Origin of the sequence: Acinetobacter piscicola (assembly GCF_015218165.1) — a bacterium.
GTDB lineage: Bacteria > Pseudomonadota > Gammaproteobacteria > Pseudomonadales > Moraxellaceae > Acinetobacter > Acinetobacter piscicola_A.
Map to the genome: position 1 here is coordinate 68,060 of NZ_CP048659.1, position 17,765 is coordinate 85,824.

Below are 17,765 nucleotides of genomic sequence, written 5' to 3' on the forward strand. Positions count from 1 at the left end.
AATGCTATGATTTACGGTTAAATCACAGATTAAATTTGAATTATGCCTGCCGAATTACGTCCTGAATTTTGGAAAAAATATGCGCTGACAGAACTCAATCCAGCAGAGTGGGAAGCTTTGTGTGATGGTTGTGGATTGTGCTGTTTGGTCAAACTTGAAGATGATGAAACCAATGAAGTTGCCTATACCAAAGTGGCATGTCAGTTATTAGATTGTAAAACGGCGCAATGTTCAGATTATCCCAATCGTATGCAACATGTTCCAGATTGTATTCAATTGACTCCTGAAAAATTAGAGCATATTTATTGGTTGCCTTCGAGTTGCGCATATCAACGCTTAAAAGAAGGTAAAAAATTACCAACCTGGCATTATTTAAATACAGGCTCAAGAGAAAATATTATCCAAGCACGAAAATCAGCAGCAGGGCGTTGTATTTCTGAAACTGAAGTTGATGAAGAGGATATTGACGAGTATGTTGTACGTTGGGTGAGATAGATATTGATAATCATTATCAAATAAAATTAAAATAGAGGCTGTCTATTGCGAGCCTTGCAGATGTCAAAGTCACCAAATAAAATTCAGATTGGGCATATTTTATTGCTATTTACATTGATTTTGACTGTAAATATTTCATTGCATGCACAGCCGAATTTACAGCCTTTGGGGGCAAATATCGCAGAGCAAGGCTCAAAGTACTATCAGTTTAAAATACAGAAATTTCAGTCTGTTGACCAAAAAAGAACGTATAAAGTTTGGTTGGGTATCCCCAAGCAATCTAGTCAAGCGCAGCAAGCTGCCATTTTTATGCTCGATGGTAATTCGGTGATGGCTCGTTTGAATGACGATATCTTAAAAGATTTATCACAGGGTGATGCACCTGTCTTAGTGGCGATTGGCTATGACACCAATTTGCCTTTTGAAACGAAAGCACGAGCATTGGACTATACGCCTGCAGATGCAACAGGAAACATACAACCTGATCCACGAAATCCAGAGCGTATGACGGGCGGCAGTGCGCAGTTTCGTGAACTTATTTTAAAACAAATCAAATCTTGGGTGCATCAACAGGTGCAACTCGATGCTCAACGTACAGTCTTGTGGGGACATTCTTATGGTGGTTTATTCGTCTTAGATAGTTTTATGCACAGTGATTCATTTAGTTATTATATTGCAGCAAGCCCATCACTTTCTTGGGCTGAGCACCGAATGTTAAAAAGCTTGCAGCATGTAGCGGGTCATCAGGTTGAAAATAAGAAATTGTGGATCATGGAAGGTGATATTGCAAGTGAACATGGACAACAGCAAAGTCAAAACTTTGATGCTAATTTGATTGAAAATAATCGAGCAGTGATTCGTACATTAGCCGCTAAAAAAACCCAAACCCAATTATTGCTTTATCCAAATCTTAGTCATGGTGATGTTTTTCAAGCTTCCTTAATGGAGGTGTTATATAACCGTTTATTTTAAAGATGAAGGATTTATCTGAATAGCCGTAAAACCTTGCCCTTCAGAGCGGGGATATAAGGCTGCAATCCGCTAGTCCTCCTTATGGGGATTAGCTAAGATTGCTAATGCGGTGTCTGCTGACTCTCAATATATTGTTTAATAATTGAAATCGGAGCACCGCCACATGATGCAGCGAAGTAACTAGGTGACCACAGAGCATTTGCCCATAGCTTGTTTTTAATTTCGGGGTGTTTGGTTCGTAAAATTCGACTAGAAGCACCCTTTAAACTATTTACTAAGCTAGAAATTGCTATTTTTGGCGGATAATTCACAAGTAAGTGAACATAGTCATGTTCTCCATCAAATTCCATCAATTCAGCTTCAAAGTCTAAGCAGACACGCTCAAATACTTCACGCATCGTTTCTTGCATTGCTTTGGTAAAAACATCTCTACGATATTTAGCTACAAAGACTAAATGTACATGCATATTAAAAATACAATGGCGACCTGTTCTAATTTCTTGACTAGTACTCATACGCCAAATATATTTTAAGTATGAAGACACTTAAATTACGCATAAAAGATAAACATTGCAAGATACTAGACCAACTAGCGTTAGAGGTAAACTTTGTTTGGAATTATGTCAATGATTTGTGTTTTAAACACTTGCAAAGAAAACAACAATTCTTTTCAGCATACGATATTGCAAAATATACAAAAGGTGCATCTAAGGAATGTAACTTGCACAGCCAAACCATACAGGCAGTTGCAGAAGAATTAGTGACAAGACGCAAGCAATTCAAGAAATCAAAATTAAAATGGCGTGTCAGCAATAAGAAATCAGCTAGACGCTCTTTAGGATGGATACCATTCAAGAAAGTAGCAATCAAATATGCTGATGGCTATGTTCAATATGGTAAGCATCAATTCAAACTATGGGATAGTTACGGACTCAGCAAATACAATGTTAAAACAGGCTCATTTGTCGAGGATAGCCGTGGGCGTTGGTATGTTTGCCTTGTGATTGATTCAATTAAAACTGAGAAAACCACCGCTAAAACCTCGATTGGCATAGATTTAGGTTTAAAAGATTTAGCGACTTGTTCAGATGGCGTAAAGTTGAAAGCGCCTAAAATCTATCGGCAATATGAACAAAAACTTGGCATTGCACAACGTGCAAAAAATAAGAAACGTGTTAAAGCGATTCACGCCAAGATCAAAAATATTCGTCAAAACATGCTGCATCAATTCAGCCATAAATTGGTGAATGAACATGCAGCAATCTTCGTTGGCAATGTGAATGCCAAAGCATTAGCACAGACTAGATTAGCTAAGTCAGTGTTAGATGCAAGTTGGACAACACTAAGAACCATGCTCAAGTATAAATGCGAGAACGCAGGTGTATGGTATGAAGAAGTCAATGAAGCGTATACCACCCAAACGTGTTCGTGCTGTGGCTCACGCTTCAGTAGTCCGAAAGGTAGAGCAGGCTTAGGAATAAGAGAATGGCAGTGTTGTGAGTGTGGTAGCTCATGGGATCGGGATATAAATGCCGCACTGAATATTCTTGCGCTCGGACATGAGCGTCTCGCAGGAGGAATCTCCGTCCTTTAGGTCGGGGAGGATGTCAAGGCATCGCATGGGAATTTTATCGACAATTGTCTAAACCATAGTAGACTATGAACAGCTCTTATTTTGCAAAAACAACTATGTCAGACACCCATATTCCTTTACCTGAACGCCTTCGTCCTCGTGATTTGTCTGAAATTATTGGGCAAGATCATTTACTTGGAGAACAAGCCCCTTTGCGTCAAATGATTGATCAAGGGCATTTGCCATCCATTATTTTTTGGGGACCACCGGGTGTAGGGAAAACCACGATTGCATTGTTGTTGGCGCAAGCGGTTGATCGACCTTTTGTGAGTTTATCTGCGCTCAATACAGGGGTAAAAGAGCTGCGTGAGGTGATTGCTGAAAGTGGTGATTTGCTTACGCCTGTGGTTTTTATTGATGAAATTCATCGTTTTAACAAGTCACAACAAGATGCATTACTCAATGCTGTAGAAAAAGGCAAAATCACTTTAATAGGGGCAACCACAGAAAATCCATCTTTTGAAGTCAACAGTGCGTTGCTGTCACGTTGTCAGGTTTATAGCTTAAATGCATTAAGTAATGAGGCGATTCAAAGCTTGATTGAAAATGCGATTCAGCAGGATCAATTTTTAAAAGACCGTCATATTCAAATTGAAGAATTTGATGCACTGATACAGTTTGCTGCAGGTGATGCCCGTAAAGCCCTCAATTTAATTGATTTAGTGGCAAGTACATTTGAGCCAGACCAAGAGAATATCGTCACAAATGCTGTGGTCGTGAAAGTGGCACAGCAAAATATTGCCCGTTATGACAAATCAGGTGAGCAACATTATGATTTGGTTTCGGCTTTTATTAAGTCGATTCGAGGCAGTGATCCTGATGCTACTTTGTATTGGATGGCGCGGATGCTCAAAGGTGGTGAAGATCCCGTTTTTATTGCGCGTCGTATGCTGATTGCTGCATCGGAAGATATTGGTAATTCTAACCCCAATGCATTGTTACTTGCAGGAGAGTGTTTCCGTTCAGTACAAGCGGTGGGGATGCCTGAATGCCGTATTATTTTAGGACAATGTGCGGTTTATTTGGCAACTAGTGCCAAGAGTAACAGTACTTATTTAGCAATCAATAAAGCACTAGAACTCGCTGAAAAAACCTCAAATCTGCCTGTGCCTTTACATTTAAGAAATGCACCGACGAAGTTGATGAAAGAACAAGGCTATGGTGTAGATTATCTCTATCCACATAACTATCCTGAACATTTTGTGTTGCAGGACTACATGCCACCTGAACTTAAAGGCACAAAATTATATGAATCTGCACGTAATAAACGTGAAGTAGAAGGAGAGCGTTTACAGCAACGCCGTTGGCAACAAGAACAGCAACAACAGTAATTTTAATGGCGATTGGTATTTAAGATACTGTGTTTTGTTATAGATGGGTTTAAAATAATCACTTCATTGATAATAAGGAATGAAAGACCAAAATATCAGCCTAAAACAATGTGTATTTTGGTCGGCATCATTTTGATCTATGCATGTTTATATTTTTCCTGCCCTATTCGTTTTGAGTATTTTTTCACAGCAAAGTATGGCACAAGCTGTGCTTGTTCAACCGCAAGAAACGGCACAAAAAAGTCCTGAACAATTAGAAAAAATACGTTATGAAATTGATTTTTCTAAGATAAAACAATTACCCAAAGGTTGGAAAATTCCCGGAAATAATGCAGGTAGCATTTATATAAAAGATGGCTTTTTATGGGTTGATGGGCGCAAACAAAGCTTTGAGCCGACTTCTATTTTATTGCCTTCTGAGTTAGCAAACTTAAGTCATTATCGTTTAGATGTTGAGTTTTCTTTGCAAGATGTGAACAATCCGAGTCGTTGGGGCGCACTGATTTATGATATCGCACTTGGACAAGGTGTGATTCCACAAGCTTATACTCAGTTTACGCTACGGCAAAATGCACGTGCACAAAACGGCACTGAGCTGGGCGGAAAATTGGCAAATGGTCAGTGGCATGTGCGAGCAAAAGCAGCTTTTTCTGAAGATATTCAAGCCAATAAAATCTATAAAGCAACGTTATGGGTTTCAGGGCAGCAAGTGAAACATTATTTAAATGATGTTTTACTACAAAATACTGAAATAAAAAGAAAAGATTTGGGAGAGATCGGATTTTCTGCAGCAGGCTTACAAATGAAAATAAAATCTGTGAAATTAACAACACCACAGATTGCCATAATCACACCGATTCAAAATGTGGCCACTGCACCAAATCATCAAGGATTTGCTGCGATAACCATTATTCCAAAAGTGACGATCCATGCTGAGCAGCAAAAAATACAGACAGGTCAGCTTTATCTTAAGTTAAATCAACAACTCAATCTGTTGAATGCCTCAGGTCAAGTACAGGCGTCATTTGCTCAATATTGGTTAGACCCGCAACGTAAAAGCTTAGCAATTTTAGAAGTTTCAGATGTTGCGACTTTGAATGCACTGAAACAATGGTCAGCTTCACGTGATATTTCTGATCTAATGATCGTATCGTCATCCTCTGATCTTTTAAAAACAGCACATGATTTACTGCCTACGGTGCGAATGGTTTTAGATTTTAGTCAGAACAAAAAGTTAGGTCATGCTTTGAGTGACTTAAATCAAATTGTGCAACAAAGTAATCAAGCGCATGCAAAAGTTGTAATTTTGCCTGAACATTTGGCAGTTAAAAAGTCTGTGCAATATATCCAACAACGTTTAATGAATGTTTGGGTCATGAGCTCTGCCAAGAATGAGGTAGAAGCAGCTTCTGTCATGATTTCAGGTGCCAATGGTGTCATCAGTTCCAATTATTTATTATTGAATCAAGTGCTCAAGAAACTTCCTGCACAGACTTTGTTACATCAACCGTTGATTATTGGACATCGGGGTGTACCGAGTCTAGAGGATGAAAATACGCTAGAAAGTGCTGTACGTGCAGTAAATCTAGGGGCAGATCTTGTTGAAAATGATATTTATCTCAGTAAAGATCATCAGATTATTGTTATGCATGATGCAACGGTTGACCGGACGACCTATGCAACAGGCAAAATCGAAGACATGACTCTTGCTCAGATTCAGCAACTCCGTACCAAAACAAAAAATCGTCATGTTCCAACACTCGCTGAATATTTTAAGGCATTTAAAAATAATAAGAACGTGGTTTTAATGATTGAAATTAAAAGTAATAATCCTTTGATTATTCCTGCATTAAAACAAGAAATTGCACGTTACAAAGTTGCAGATCAAGTGGTGATTACTTCTTTTAATCGAGAACAGTTACAGCGTGCGCATCGGGAAATTGCAGATGTCTCAATAGGTGTGTTGGCGGGTGCATTTGCAAGTCAGCAAAGCACAGCAGATCATGTGAAAACTGTTTTAAATAGTGTACAAAATTATACAGCCTCGTATCATCCTGTTTATCAAAAAGAATTATTGGCAGTGGTGCAAGATACTCAACAACGTGGAGTGACTTATTGGCCTTGGAATCTTAATGATGCAGCATTTAAACAGTTTTATATTGCGGGTTTGAATGGGGTTACCACCAATTTTATACAGCAATATTCACATTATATTGTTGATATTCGAGCGCCTCAAACAGTGAAAGTGGCACGTGGACAAACATTGAGTTTAGATGTCCAATTGCAGCAGCAAGATAAAAAAATAGTGAATGCAAAAGTGCAAAACTTTGTGGTTTTGGCGGGCTCACCGACACATCATTTGGAAAATACCAGCCTAAAATTCACTCAAAAAGGTGTGGGCTATGTATTGGCAAGCTATAAAGTACAATTAGATGCACAAAATTTCTATCACTTGGTTTCAAGACCGATCAAAGTGGTGGTTGAATAAAAAACAGTAGGTATAAATGAAAATAGGTACAGTATTAAAAATTCTAAAGATTAATGAGCATCCTATTGAATATATAGATTATTTAACCATACCGCATGGTGATTTGATAGCGCAAAAATTTCAACTACCTATTTATATTGGTGAAATCGAAGGATTAGCAGAGAATATTGATTCAATTGTAGTGAGTTCAGATTTACAAGGAGTCTGTCAGTTTGATCAAACCTCGAGCATATTACTTGGTGAAGTTTTAGCTGAAAGTTTGCCAATAATTTATGAGATGTATTTGACAGGATTTAGCATTAAAAAATCGTGGGCTTTTTTGTGTGGTGATTTGTACGCTAATTTAGAAAAAAGAGGCAGTAGCGGTAATCCAATCCAAGTGTGGCAGACATTTGCACAATATTTTGAGCAAGTAATTGGCATAGCTGGCAATCATGATGACTTTGGCATAAATTTAAACCAACTCAAGAAGATTGAGAATGTACACTTTTTAGAAAATGATGTTGTAAAAATGAATGGATTAAACATTGCAGGACTTAGTGGCATCATTGGACGAACAGATAAAAACTTTAGACAAGAAGCACATGTTTATTTAAATAGCTTGGAAAAATTCTTAAAACAGCAACCCGATATCGTATTAACGCATTTGTCACCGCATCTTGAAGAATATGCTTTTTTAGGTGAACCACAGTTGACGAAAATCCTTGAAAGATATGCGGATAATCTATTGTTTTGTGGGCATTCACATTGGAATACTTCGCAGACTGTGACATTAAAAAATAATACACAGATTTTAAATGCAGATAGTAAAGTCTTTATTTTGTTGAATAAAAAATACCCTCTAATTTAAAACAGGAGGGTATTGGTATTGAACAATAGCGCTGTTAATGGTTAGTCCTGAGCATCAATACTTTCACCATTCATGTGTAAGCTGTCTTCACCCATTAAATATAAATAGGCAGGTATAATATTTTCAGGCGTAGGCAAAGTTTTTGGGTCTTCTGCTGGGTAAGCTTTAGCACGCATTGCAGTACGTGTACCGCCTGGATTAATACAGTTAAAACGAATATTTGGATAAGTTCGTTCTTTTGCAAAAATTTGGCTTACCGCTTCAATTGCAATTTTAGATACCGAATAAGCACCCCATTCAGCACGTGCCTCACGTCCTACACCTGAACTGGCAAAAACCACAGAAGCGTGTTCAGACTTTTGTAAAAGTGGCATTAATTCTTGTGTAAGGACAAAAGGTGCACGTAAATTTACCGCCATGACATCGTCCCACACTTCTTCAGGATAATGTGCTAATTCAACACGTTCACCTAAAATCCCTGCGTTATGTAAAATGCCATCTAAACGACCAAACTGTTGTTCTAAGGTTTGTACCAAAAGCTCATAGTCTCGTGGTGAGGCTGTCGATAATTGAAGCGGTAAAATAGCAGGTTGCGGTGCACCTAAAGATTCAATTTCATCATAAATGACTTCAAGTTTATTGAGTGTACGACCATGTAAAACCACGGTAGCACCGTGTAGTGCATAGCTGAGTGCTGCTGCACGTCCAATACCATCTCCTGCACCTGTAATTAGGATGATTTTATCCTTCAGTAAGTCAGGACGAGGTTGATATTCAGAATATTTCATGGGAGACCTCCTTTAATTGTTATGATGTCATTATACTTTGCTGTTTAAGTGCTCTTTTCGATCTGAACCAAGCGATTAACCACCTGATGAAGCGTTGTCACATCATTGACGATACAGTCAGCATGCCATGCATTTAAGTCATCTTTATATTGTAAAGGTAAATAGCCATAGGCTGCTAAAATGGTATACATCTTGGCATTGCGACCAGCATCAATATCGCGTGGATGATCACCTACATAAATAATCTGTTTTTCATCAATCTTCAAGTGCTTTGCTGCTAAATACATCGGCTCTGGATCAGGTTTAGTATTTTGAACATCCTCAGGGCAGACCAAAACGGCGCAGCGTTCTGTTAAATTGAGTGCTTTAAGTAATGCTTCACTGAGCCAGCGTGGTTTATTGGTCACAATGCCCCATGGAATATGATGCTTTTCTAAATCTTCTAGAAGGGGATACATGCCTGCAAAAAGATCGGTATCAACAGCAATGTCTGCACCATAAATGTCTAAAAAGCGTTGGCGATGGGCTAAAAATACAGGATCATCCACTTCTAGTTCGGGATAAACCAATTTCACCATCGCACGTGCCCCCTCAGACACTTGTGTGCGGATCAATGCGGCATCGACAACCGCACAGCCTTTTTCACGGCACATATTTTGAATAATGCGAATGAAATCAGCAGCGGTATCAATCAAAGTACCATCGAGGTCAAAGAGTACTGCTTTCATTGTGCAGACTCATTGATTGTATATACCATATAGTTGACATCAACATTTGGTGCTAACCAATAATGCTTGGTCAATGGGTTGTAATGTAAACCTGTCATGTCTTTGAGTTTTAATCCTGCACTACGGATGTCATGTGCAAGCTCAGAAGGTTTAATGAATTTGTGGTAATCATGTGTGCCACGTTTGAGTAAACGTAAGACGTATTCAGCACCCACAATGGCAAATAAATAAGATTTTGGATTACGGTTAATGGTCGAAAAAAACACATGACCATTTGGTTTTACCAGTTTTTGACACGCTTGAATGATCGATGCAGGATCAGGTACATGCTCAAGCATTTCCATACAGGTCACGATGTCATATTGACCTGCTTGTTCTTCAGCAAGTTGCTCTACAGGCACTTGACGATATTCAATATTGTGTACATTTTCTTGTTCTGCATGCAGACGCGCGACATTGAGCGGCGCTGCACCCATATCGATACCAAGTACATCGGCACCACGGCGTGCCATGCTTTCAGCCAAGATCCCCCCGCCACAACCGACATCAAGAATTTTTTTACCTGTTAGACCACCCGAATGTTCATCAATCCAGTTTAAACGGAGTGGATTAATTTGGTGTAATGGGCGGAACTCTGAGTGCTGATCCCACCATAAGGCTGCAAGTGCTTCGAATTTTACAATTTCTTGTGGATCAACATTGAGTTGCGACATGGGAGCCACCTCTGGGTCATTTGTTTTAATCAAAAATTAAGTTTAACTATGCTAGTGTACCCATAATTCTGAAAAAAGCGATGAATCGTGTAAAAAACTTCACAGAAGGAAAACGATTTTCCCATATTTGTTTTATAGTTAGTACATAAGCTAGACAAGATGATATTAGAGGACAAAAACTGAATGAAAAAATTACTTTTGGGTAGCGCAACTGCAATGCTCATGGCATTTTCTGCAAATACTATGGCAGCAAATTTTGTTGCAGGAAAAGACTACACTGTGGTGCAAAACCCAGGTAAAGTTGAGGTTCCTGGCAAAATTGAAGTACGTGAATTCTTTTGGTATGGTTGCCCACACTGCTTTAAATTAGAGCCACATATGCAAGCTTGGCTCAAAAAAATTCCAAAAGATGTGAACTTTATCCGTACCCCTGCATCAATGAATCCACTTTGGGAACAAGGTGCACGTGCATATTTTGTTTCTGAGGCTTTGGGTGTACGCAAACGTACGCATTTACCTTTATTCCATGCCAATGGTACAGGTCAGCAAATTTTACAAAAAGATCAATTTGCAAAATTCTTTGTAAAATATGGCATTCCTGAGGCGAAATTTAACAGTACATATAACTCATTTGCGATCACTGCAAAAATTGCGCAAGCCAATAAATTGGCGCAACAATATCAGCTCAGTGGTGTACCTGCGGTGGTTGTAAATGGTAAATACGTGGTGCAAGGTGAAGATGGTAAAGTCACTCAAGTAGTTGATTACTTAATCAATAAAGAACGTAAATAAGCATCTGATGGTGTGATGAATTAAAAACCCGCAAATTGCGGGTTTTTTTGTTTCTTCAATATTGTGGCATTAATCTAAAGGATCCATTTTGGGTGTTTCCCAATTTAAAATGCCTCTAAAAATAAAACGGATTTGGGTCACAGATTGTTTTTTATATATTATTTTTTGCAATTCTAATTCTTGCCCAGAATACTGGCGGCTTAAACTGAGCCATGACATTGCCCAAGTAAAAGCAGAGTTAATCAATAAACTGGTCAACACATATAAATCATTTTCATTTTGAAAATGTTCAAAAATTTGTAATTTTTTTAGATCATTACTGAGATCATCATTTAAATAACGAATTTCTCGATCAATGGCACGGCGCACCGTTTCTGAACCGCCCCAACGTTCTGCAATCATAAAAATCCATTGCTGTGGATTTTGTTCAACGGCTTTAAAAAATGAATCCATGGTGGTCTGGGTTTTGGCTTCAGGCAAGGCGAGACCATGTCCGAGTTGATGCAAGACATTTTTTAAATATAAGGAAACTTGATCGACCAACTCTTTACCGAGTTCTTCCATATCTTGGAAATGTCGGTAAAAGGCAGTAGGCACTAAACCCACTTCACGCGCAACTTCTCGCAAACTGATACTTGAAAATGAACGACCTGATGTGCTGAGTGTGAGTGCAGCATCAAGTAAAGCCTGACGACTTTGCTGTTTACGTTCATCCCGTATTGACATTGTGTGACCTTAAATTTTGTGATGGCAAGAGTTTAACAAATAAACCTACAAATTAAACGACGAATGTCAGTGCACAGGTGTTGACTGAATTTAAAAATAAGTATAGTTTACGACTGTTCACTAAAAGAACGCATGTTCACTCAATAAATAGCCAGCATAAAGAGGAACGCAACATGAGTAAATCTGTAACCATACAAACGATGTCATATCAACCTGAATGGATCCGTGAGGATTTTGTTGATTTTGTCGCAGCCAAGATCAATCCCTTATGGGCATGGAAAAAAGTCAAAGCATCTGTGGTCAAAATACGCAGTTTAAGCACAGATTTTTTCCAAATTGAATTACGTCCTAACCGTAATTTTAAGAATCAACATTTAAAAGCAGGGCAAAGTGTTTTAGTCACTGTGTTGATTGAAGGGGTACGGCAGCAACGGCATTATTCCATTGTGAAAACATTGGCGAATGGTGACCTTGTTTTGGCGGTGAAGCGTCAGGGTAAAGTGTCTAAAGCTTTGAGCGAGTTAACATTTGGGAGCATCATAGAGCTTTCACAACCACAAGGAGAATTTATTCTTGATCAAAACAGCATGCCGCTTTTGTTGGTTGCATCGGGAAGTGGGATCAGTGCGATTTATGCATTGCTCAATGCCGCTTTAAAACAGTCACAGCGCAAAATTACTGTGTTGTATTTTAGTCGAGATGAAGCTTTTCATGCTGACTTACAGCAACTTGCCGTGCAGCATTCACAGTTGAATTACTTATATTTCAATACATTAAAAACTCAGCAGCGTTTAACTTTAGCCTTGCTAAATGAACATGTGACAGACTTTCAGCAACGTCAAACGTATGCCTGTGGTGCAAATGCAATGATGCAAAGTATTCAGCAAATATATCGTGAGTTGAATATTCAGCATCAGCTTAAACAAGAATATTTTCAGGTAGTTGCAGATGAGAGCCTGAATCAGCAACCTGTAACTTTTTTACGCTCACAGCAGGAATTTGTTGCCAAAACTAACTTGCTTGAAAGTGCTGAGCAAGCAGGTTTAAAACCGACACATGGTTGCCGTATGGGCATGTGTAATACCTGTACATGTACCAAAGTCAGTGGTTCAACCAAAAATATGCTGACAGGTGAAATTGATCATACTGCCAATACACAAATCAAACTATGTATTAGCCAAGCAGTGAGTCCTGTGGTGATCAATCTTTAAGTCAGAGTTAATTTTAAAAGCTATTTTCCAAATTTTTATTTAAACACGATCTTTGTCTCATCCATTAAGACAGGGGACGTTGTGGCCAAAATTCAGCACAGGCTTCTAAAAAATGAAGCGCTGAGGAGTAAAACAATGAATATATCAGTGAATTTTTTAAACAGTAAATCAAAGCATTTAAATGCTGAACACACAGCAGCATTTGGTCGCCGTGTCGATGAAATCCGTCGCGAGGTGATGGACAGCTTAGGAGAGTCGGATACCCAATATATTTATAAAATCCGTAATTTTGTCCGTTATAGCGAGATTGCATCACGTGGCATGTTGATGTTTGGCGGCTGGATTCCACCTGTATGGGTGGTGGGTACAGGTTTACTCGGCATTTCCAAAATCGTGGAAAATATGGAACTGGGTCATAATGTGATGCATGGACAATTCGACTGGCTTAATGATCCAAGTTTGAATGGTGCCAATTATGATTGGGACACTATTGCTTCAGGTGATGACTGGAAATATACGCATAATTATGTGCATCACACTTATACCAATATTGTCGGTAAAGACCATGATGTGGGCTATGGTTTGCTACGTGTGAGTGAGTCGCAAAAATGGGAGCCTCGTTTCTTATTGAATATTCCTTTAGCAATTCAGCTTATGGTGTTTTTTGAGTGGTATGTGGGTGTGCAAAATCTACATTTAGAAGATGCATTGGTCTATAAAACTAAAACTTGGAAACAAGTGTGGGCAGATGCGACCAAGTTCCGTAAAAAAGCCCGCCGTCAAATTTTAAAAGATTATGTATTTTTTCCTGTGATTGCAGGTCCAAATGCTTTGCCTGTTTTAGCGGGTAATGCGATTGCCAATGTGATCCGTAGTTTATGGTCTTCGGCTGTGATTTTTAATGGTCATTTCACTGAAGATGCTGAAACTTTTGAGCCCGATAATACTGAAAATGAAACCCGTGCTGAGTGGTATTTACGTCAGATTCGTGGTTCGAGTAATTTTACGGGGACAGATTGGTTGCATATTCTGAGTGGTAATTTGAGCCATCAGATTGAGCATCATTTATTCCCTGATATGCCTGCTAACCGTTATGCGGAAGTTGCCCCAAAGATTAAAGCCTTATGTGCTGAATATGGCATTAACTACAATGAAGCCAATTTCTTTCAGCAGTTTTGGAGTGTCTGGGTTCGTTTAGCGAAGTGTTCTTTGCCAAATAATATGACGGCTAAAATTACGCAGTCTTTTGCAAAAGTGAAGGGGATTTTTGCTTAGTTTTGCTAATAAAAATTGTGAAACGCTATTAATCATGAAAAAGCCTAGTTTGAATAATCTAGGCTTTTTAATTGTATTTAAGTTATTGAAATAAAATATTAATGTAAGTGTGTGTTACTCACCATTTAAAGTGTCTATATTCTCACCAATAAAAATGTCTAGTTTATGATGGTTTTCCAATCATAGATCCAAAACCAAAAAATTTAGACAAATTGCATTTTTATAAACCAAACCTAAAAACTCAACTTGTAACAAAACCATCACCTTATCATCTGTTATACTATCTCGCATTATTTTCGAGCAAACTAAGGATTTACTATGCGTCTTGACCAACGTGCATTAGACCAATTACGTGACGTTAAAATTACCCGTAATTACACACGTTATGCGGAAGGTTCTGTATTGGTTGAATTTGGTCATACCAAAGTGCTTTGTACTGCAAGTATTGACAACTCAGTACCACGTTTCCTCAAAGGTCAAGGTCAAGGTTGGGTCACTGCAGAATACGGCATGTTGCCACGCTCGACACATACCCGTAGTGACCGTGAAGCAGCGCGTGGTAAACAATCAGGTCGTACTCAGGAAATCCAACGTTTGATTGGTCGTAGCCTACGTGCAATGGTCGATTTGAAAAAACTCGGTGAAAACACAATCACAATCGACTGCGATGTAATCCAAGCAGATGGCGGTACACGTACAGCATCGATTACAGGTGCTGCGGTTGCATTGATCGATGCAATGAATGTATTGCTTGAAAAGAAAAAAATTAAACAAGACCCATTAAAAGGTTTAGTTGCTGCAATTTCAGTGGGAATCTATAAAGATGAAGTATTACTTGATCTTTGCTATGAAGAAGATTCAAACTGCCAAACTGACTTAAATGTAGTGATGACACAATCTGGCGAATTCATTGAGATTCAAGGTACTGCAGAAGAAAAACCATTTACCCGTGCGCAATCAAATGCCATGCTCGAAATGGCTGAAAAAGGCATTGCAGAACTTGTGAAAAAACAACAAGAAGCATTAGGTTGGTAATTTAATTCGCTTGAAAATGAACGCATCTTCGGATGCGTTTTTTTATTTCCCCTATATTGACTGCTTTACATGGTGGTGTTTCAAAAAGTATGCTGCCATTAAACGAATCCATTGTTAATATAAAAGAACACTAAATCAAAGGCTTTGAAATGATTGTCCAGATTTTTTGAGAAGTTACAACTCCTCCTAAACCCTCGTCTAATCCGATGGCGTAAGCGACAATTATTGCCCTCAATACCTACAGTGAAAAACTTACCTATCAACTGTTTACATTTTTTAAAGGTCGTAACAAAGCTATCCCAATCGTCACTTGATATACGGGTATAGCTCACACCTAGCTGCTTTAATTTTAATTTAAGTCGTTTTGCTGTGGTTAAATCTCGTTTACCCCATACATAAGCAACGATTTCACCTGTTTCTCGGTGATAGGCGTAAATCAACCATTCTTTATTTTGCTTATTACCGACAAAAGTCCAAAACTCATCTACTTCAATGGTTTCATAATGAGTTTGCCGTGCTTGAAGTTGATAGTTTGATTGGCTGAGCGTACGTAAAACCTTACCAATACTCACTCGCTCAACTTTGGCAATGTCTCTAACACCACTGCCTCGTACCATCAGATGTAGTATTTTACTTTTGATACCAAAGTGACAACCTTGGTAACTCAGTGCATGATCACCGATAAATTGACGTTTGCATATTTTGCATTGGTAATTTTGCTTACCATATAGTTTTATGCCATTTTTCTTTATACTGTCACTCAGGCAGGTAGGACATTTGATTTGTAGAGTTATTTGCATTTCCCTATAGTATCAAATTCTTACCTGTCTTTCTTTCAGCATACTTTTTGAAACACTACCCTTTACATTTCTCCATTTGACATCCTCCCCCGACCTAAAGGACGGAGATTCCTCCTGCGAGACGCTCATGTCCGAGCGCAAGAATATTCAGTGCGGCATTTATATCCCGATCCCATGAGCTACCACACTCACAACACTGCCATTCTCTTATTCCTAAGCCTGCTCTACCTTTCGGACTACTGAAGCGTGAGCCACAGCACGAACACGTTTGGGTGGTATACGCTTCATTGACTTCTTCATACCATACACCTGCGTTCTCGCATTTATACTTGAGCATGGTTCTTAGTGTTGTCCAACTTGCATCTAGTACTGATTTAGCCAATCTAGTTTGTGCTAATGCTTTGGCATTCACATTGCCAACAAAGATTGCTGCATGTTCATTCACCAATTTATGGCTGAATTGATGCAGTATGTTTTGACGAATATTTTTGATCTTGGCGTGAATCGCTTTAACACGTTTCTTATTTTTTGCACGTTGTGCAATGCCAAGTTTTTGTTCATATTGCCGATAGATTTTAGGCGCTTTCAATTTTACGCCATCTGAACAAGTCACTAAATCTTTTAAACCTAAATCTATGCCAATTGAGGTTTTAGCGGTGGTTTTCTCAGTTTTAATTGAATCAACCACAAGGCAAACATACCAATGCCCACGACTATCCTCGACAAACGAACCTGTTTTAACATTGTATTTGCTGAGTTCGTAACTATCCCATAGTTTGAATTGATGCTTACCATATTGAACATAGCCATCAGCATATTTGATTGCTACTTTCTTGAATGGTATCCATCCTAAAGAGCGTCTAGCTGATTTCTTATTGCTAACACGCCATTTTAATTTTGCTTTCTTGAATTGCTTGCGTCTTGTCACTAATTCTTCTGCAACTGCCTGTATGGTTTGGCTGTGCAAGTTACATTCCTTGGATGCACCTTTTGTATATTTTGCAATATCGTATGCTGAAAAGAATTGTTGTTTTCTTTGCAAGTGTTTAAAACACAAATCATTGACATAATTCCAAACAAAGTTTACCTCTAACGCTAGGTGGTCTAGCATCTTGCAATGCTTATCTTTTATGCGTAATTTAAGTGTCTTCATACTTAAAATATATTTGGCGTATGAGTACTAGTCAAGAAATTAGAACAGGTCGCCATTGTATTTTTAATATGCAAGTACATTTAGTCTTTGTGGCTAAATATCGTAGAGATTTTTTTACTAAAGCGATGCTCGGAACGATGCGTGAAGTATTTGAACGTGTCTGCTTAGACTTTGAAGCTGAGTTGGTGGAATTTGATGGTGAACATGATTATGTTCATTTACTTGTCAATTATCCGCCAAAAATAGCAATTTATAGCTTAGTGAATAGTTTAAAGGGTGCTTCCAGTCGAATTTTACGAACCACCCCCCGAAATTAAAAACAAGCTATGGGGAAGCTCTGTGGTCACCTAGTTACTTCGCTGCATCATGTGGCGGTGCACCAATTGGGATTATTAAACAATACATTCAGCATGAGTGTCACTGACACTTAAAAGACACCGCATTAGCAATCTTAGCTAATCCCCACAAGGAGAACTAGCGGATTGCAGCCTTAATCCCCGCCCTGAAGGGCGAGGTTTTACGGCTATTCAGATAAAAATAGGGCTTGTGTAACGTCATCTTTAAAAAAATCAGCATGCTTTATTTTTACAATGCTTGCCTTTAGAAACGATGACGAGAGGGAATATGAATTTATTGATTATCGGATTGATGGTGACGACCTTTCTTTTAATGACCACAGCACCACGTTCAACACAAGAAGTTGAACAGATTTCAGTACAAAAATATCAAAAAACTTCTCAATCTATAGAACAGGATTCAGAAGTTTAATGTCAAC

18 protein-coding genes and 1 pseudogene are annotated in these 17,765 nt (G+C 38.6%); 12 read left to right on the forward strand and 7 right to left on the reverse strand.

The genetic code is table 11. From position 1 onward, the window contains the following. Nucleotides 1-42: 42 nt before the first annotated feature. Both G0028_RS00285 and G0028_RS00290 read left to right on the forward strand, forming a co-directional pair. The gene (locus G0028_RS00285; RefSeq protein ID WP_130075489.1) at nt 43-495 is read left to right on the forward strand and encodes a YcgN family cysteine cluster protein; all 453 of its coding nucleotides are present in this window, start codon (nt 43-45) and stop codon (nt 493-495) included. A 60-nt stretch (nt 496-555) separates the two neighbouring features. Beyond that, nucleotides 556-1,467, forward strand: coding sequence for an alpha/beta hydrolase (locus G0028_RS00290; protein WP_180047810.1), 912 nt, complete (start codon nt 556-558; stop codon nt 1,465-1,467). A gap of 101 nt (nt 1,468-1,568) precedes the next feature. On the opposite strand, the gene tnpA (G0028_RS00295) is transcribed toward G0028_RS00290, so the two are convergent. Beyond that, nucleotides 1,569-1,982 carry an IS200/IS605 family transposase gene (gene tnpA / locus G0028_RS00295; RefSeq protein ID WP_180047808.1) on the reverse strand — a complete coding sequence of 138 codons (414 nt, stop codon included), beginning with the start codon at nt 1,980-1,982 and terminating at the stop codon, nt 1,569-1,571. Between the two features lie 20 nt (nt 1,983-2,002). Between tnpA (G0028_RS00295) and G0028_RS00300 the strand changes: the two genes are divergently transcribed. The 4 genes from G0028_RS00300 to G0028_RS00315 all read left to right on the forward strand — a co-directional run bounded on the left by G0028_RS00300 (nt 2,003) and on the right by G0028_RS00315 (nt 7,769). After that, nucleotides 2,003-3,061, forward strand: a complete 1,059-nt coding sequence (locus tag G0028_RS00300; RefSeq protein WP_194088738.1) for an RNA-guided endonuclease InsQ/TnpB family protein — start codon at nt 2,003-2,005, stop codon at nt 3,059-3,061. A gap of 95 nt (nt 3,062-3,156) precedes the next feature. Continuing rightward, entirely contained in the window at nt 3,157-4,431 is a 1,275-nt protein-coding gene (locus tag G0028_RS00305) for a replication-associated recombination protein A (protein WP_130075456.1), read from the forward strand. 139 nt (nt 4,432-4,570) lie between these two features. Further along, nucleotides 4,571-6,919, forward strand: a complete 2,349-nt coding sequence (locus G0028_RS00310) for a glycerophosphodiester phosphodiesterase (RefSeq protein ID WP_180047704.1) — start codon at nt 4,571-4,573, stop codon at nt 6,917-6,919. 16 nt (nt 6,920-6,935) lie between these two features. Next, a complete protein-coding gene (locus tag G0028_RS00315) occupies nt 6,936-7,769 on the forward strand; it encodes a metallophosphoesterase family protein (protein WP_180047702.1) in 834 nt (277 codons plus the stop codon). A 41-nt stretch (nt 7,770-7,810) separates the two neighbouring features. Here G0028_RS00315 and G0028_RS00320 read toward each other — a convergent pair whose 3' ends face one another. From G0028_RS00320 to ubiG, 3 genes are read right to left on the reverse strand one after another with little or no spacing between them, the layout of a single operon-like run. After that, nucleotides 7,811-8,557 (reverse strand): YciK family oxidoreductase, encoded by a 747-nt coding sequence (locus G0028_RS00320; RefSeq protein ID WP_180047700.1) that lies wholly within the window; start codon nt 8,555-8,557, stop codon nt 7,811-7,813. Nucleotides 8,558-8,601: 44 nt separating this feature from the next. Continuing rightward, nucleotides 8,602-9,285 (reverse strand): HAD family hydrolase, encoded by a 684-nt coding sequence (locus tag G0028_RS00325; RefSeq protein WP_130075464.1) that lies wholly within the window; start codon nt 9,283-9,285, stop codon nt 8,602-8,604. After that, complete coding sequence (gene ubiG / locus G0028_RS00330; protein ID WP_180047697.1) at nt 9,282-9,998, reverse strand: bifunctional 2-polyprenyl-6-hydroxyphenol methylase/3-demethylubiquinol 3-O-methyltransferase UbiG; 717 nt, start codon at nt 9,996-9,998, stop codon at nt 9,282-9,284. The genes G0028_RS00325 and ubiG overlap by 4 nt, the downstream gene beginning before the upstream one ends. Nucleotides 9,999-10,181: 183 nt before the next feature. On the opposite strand from ubiG, the gene G0028_RS00335 reads away from it, so the two are divergent. Continuing rightward, entirely contained in the window at nt 10,182-10,790 is a 609-nt protein-coding gene (locus G0028_RS00335; protein ID WP_180047695.1) for a thiol:disulfide interchange protein DsbA/DsbL, read from the forward strand. A 69-nt stretch (nt 10,791-10,859) separates the two neighbouring features. On the opposite strand, the gene G0028_RS00340 is transcribed toward G0028_RS00335, so the two are convergent. Beyond that, a complete protein-coding gene (locus G0028_RS00340) occupies nt 10,860-11,516 on the reverse strand; it encodes a TetR family transcriptional regulator (RefSeq protein WP_111860235.1) in 657 nt (218 codons plus the stop codon). A gap of 173 nt (nt 11,517-11,689) precedes the next feature. On the opposite strand from G0028_RS00340, the gene G0028_RS00345 reads away from it, so the two are divergent. The 3 genes from G0028_RS00345 (at nt 11,690) to rph (ending at nt 15,037) form a co-directional block, all read left to right on the forward strand. Continuing rightward, nucleotides 11,690-12,727: a flavin reductase family protein gene (locus G0028_RS00345; RefSeq protein WP_227554756.1), complete on the forward strand. Its 1,038-nt coding sequence runs from the start codon at nt 11,690-11,692 to the stop codon at nt 12,725-12,727. Between the two features lie 135 nt (nt 12,728-12,862). Next, on the forward strand, nt 12,863-14,002 hold the full coding sequence (locus G0028_RS00350; protein ID WP_218946379.1) for a fatty acid desaturase family protein: 1,140 nt from the start codon (nt 12,863-12,865) through the stop codon (nt 14,000-14,002). Between the two features lie 318 nt (nt 14,003-14,320). Then, nucleotides 14,321-15,037 carry a ribonuclease PH gene (gene rph / locus G0028_RS00355; RefSeq protein WP_174494107.1) on the forward strand — a complete coding sequence of 239 codons (717 nt, stop codon included), beginning with the start codon at nt 14,321-14,323 and terminating at the stop codon, nt 15,035-15,037. 98 nt (nt 15,038-15,135) lie between these two features. Here rph and G0028_RS00360 read toward each other — a convergent pair whose 3' ends face one another. Next, nucleotides 15,136-15,837: an IS1 family transposase gene (locus G0028_RS00360; protein WP_194088739.1), complete on the reverse strand. Its 702-nt coding sequence runs from the start codon at nt 15,835-15,837 to the stop codon at nt 15,136-15,138. 94 nt (nt 15,838-15,931) lie between these two features. After that, a complete protein-coding gene (locus G0028_RS00365) occupies nt 15,932-16,990 on the reverse strand; it encodes an RNA-guided endonuclease InsQ/TnpB family protein (protein WP_194088740.1) in 1,059 nt (352 codons plus the stop codon). Between the two features lie 68 nt (nt 16,991-17,058). On the opposite strand from G0028_RS00365, the pseudogene tnpA (G0028_RS00370) reads away from it, so the two are divergent. Then, nucleotides 17,059-17,342, forward strand: a pseudogene (gene tnpA, locus G0028_RS00370) (IS200/IS605 family transposase); the annotation flags it as partial. Nucleotides 17,343-17,614: 272 nt separating this feature from the next. Further along, complete coding sequence (locus G0028_RS00375; RefSeq protein WP_180047940.1) at nt 17,615-17,758, forward strand: hypothetical protein; 144 nt, start codon at nt 17,615-17,617, stop codon at nt 17,756-17,758. Nucleotides 17,759-17,765 lie beyond the last annotated feature (7 nt).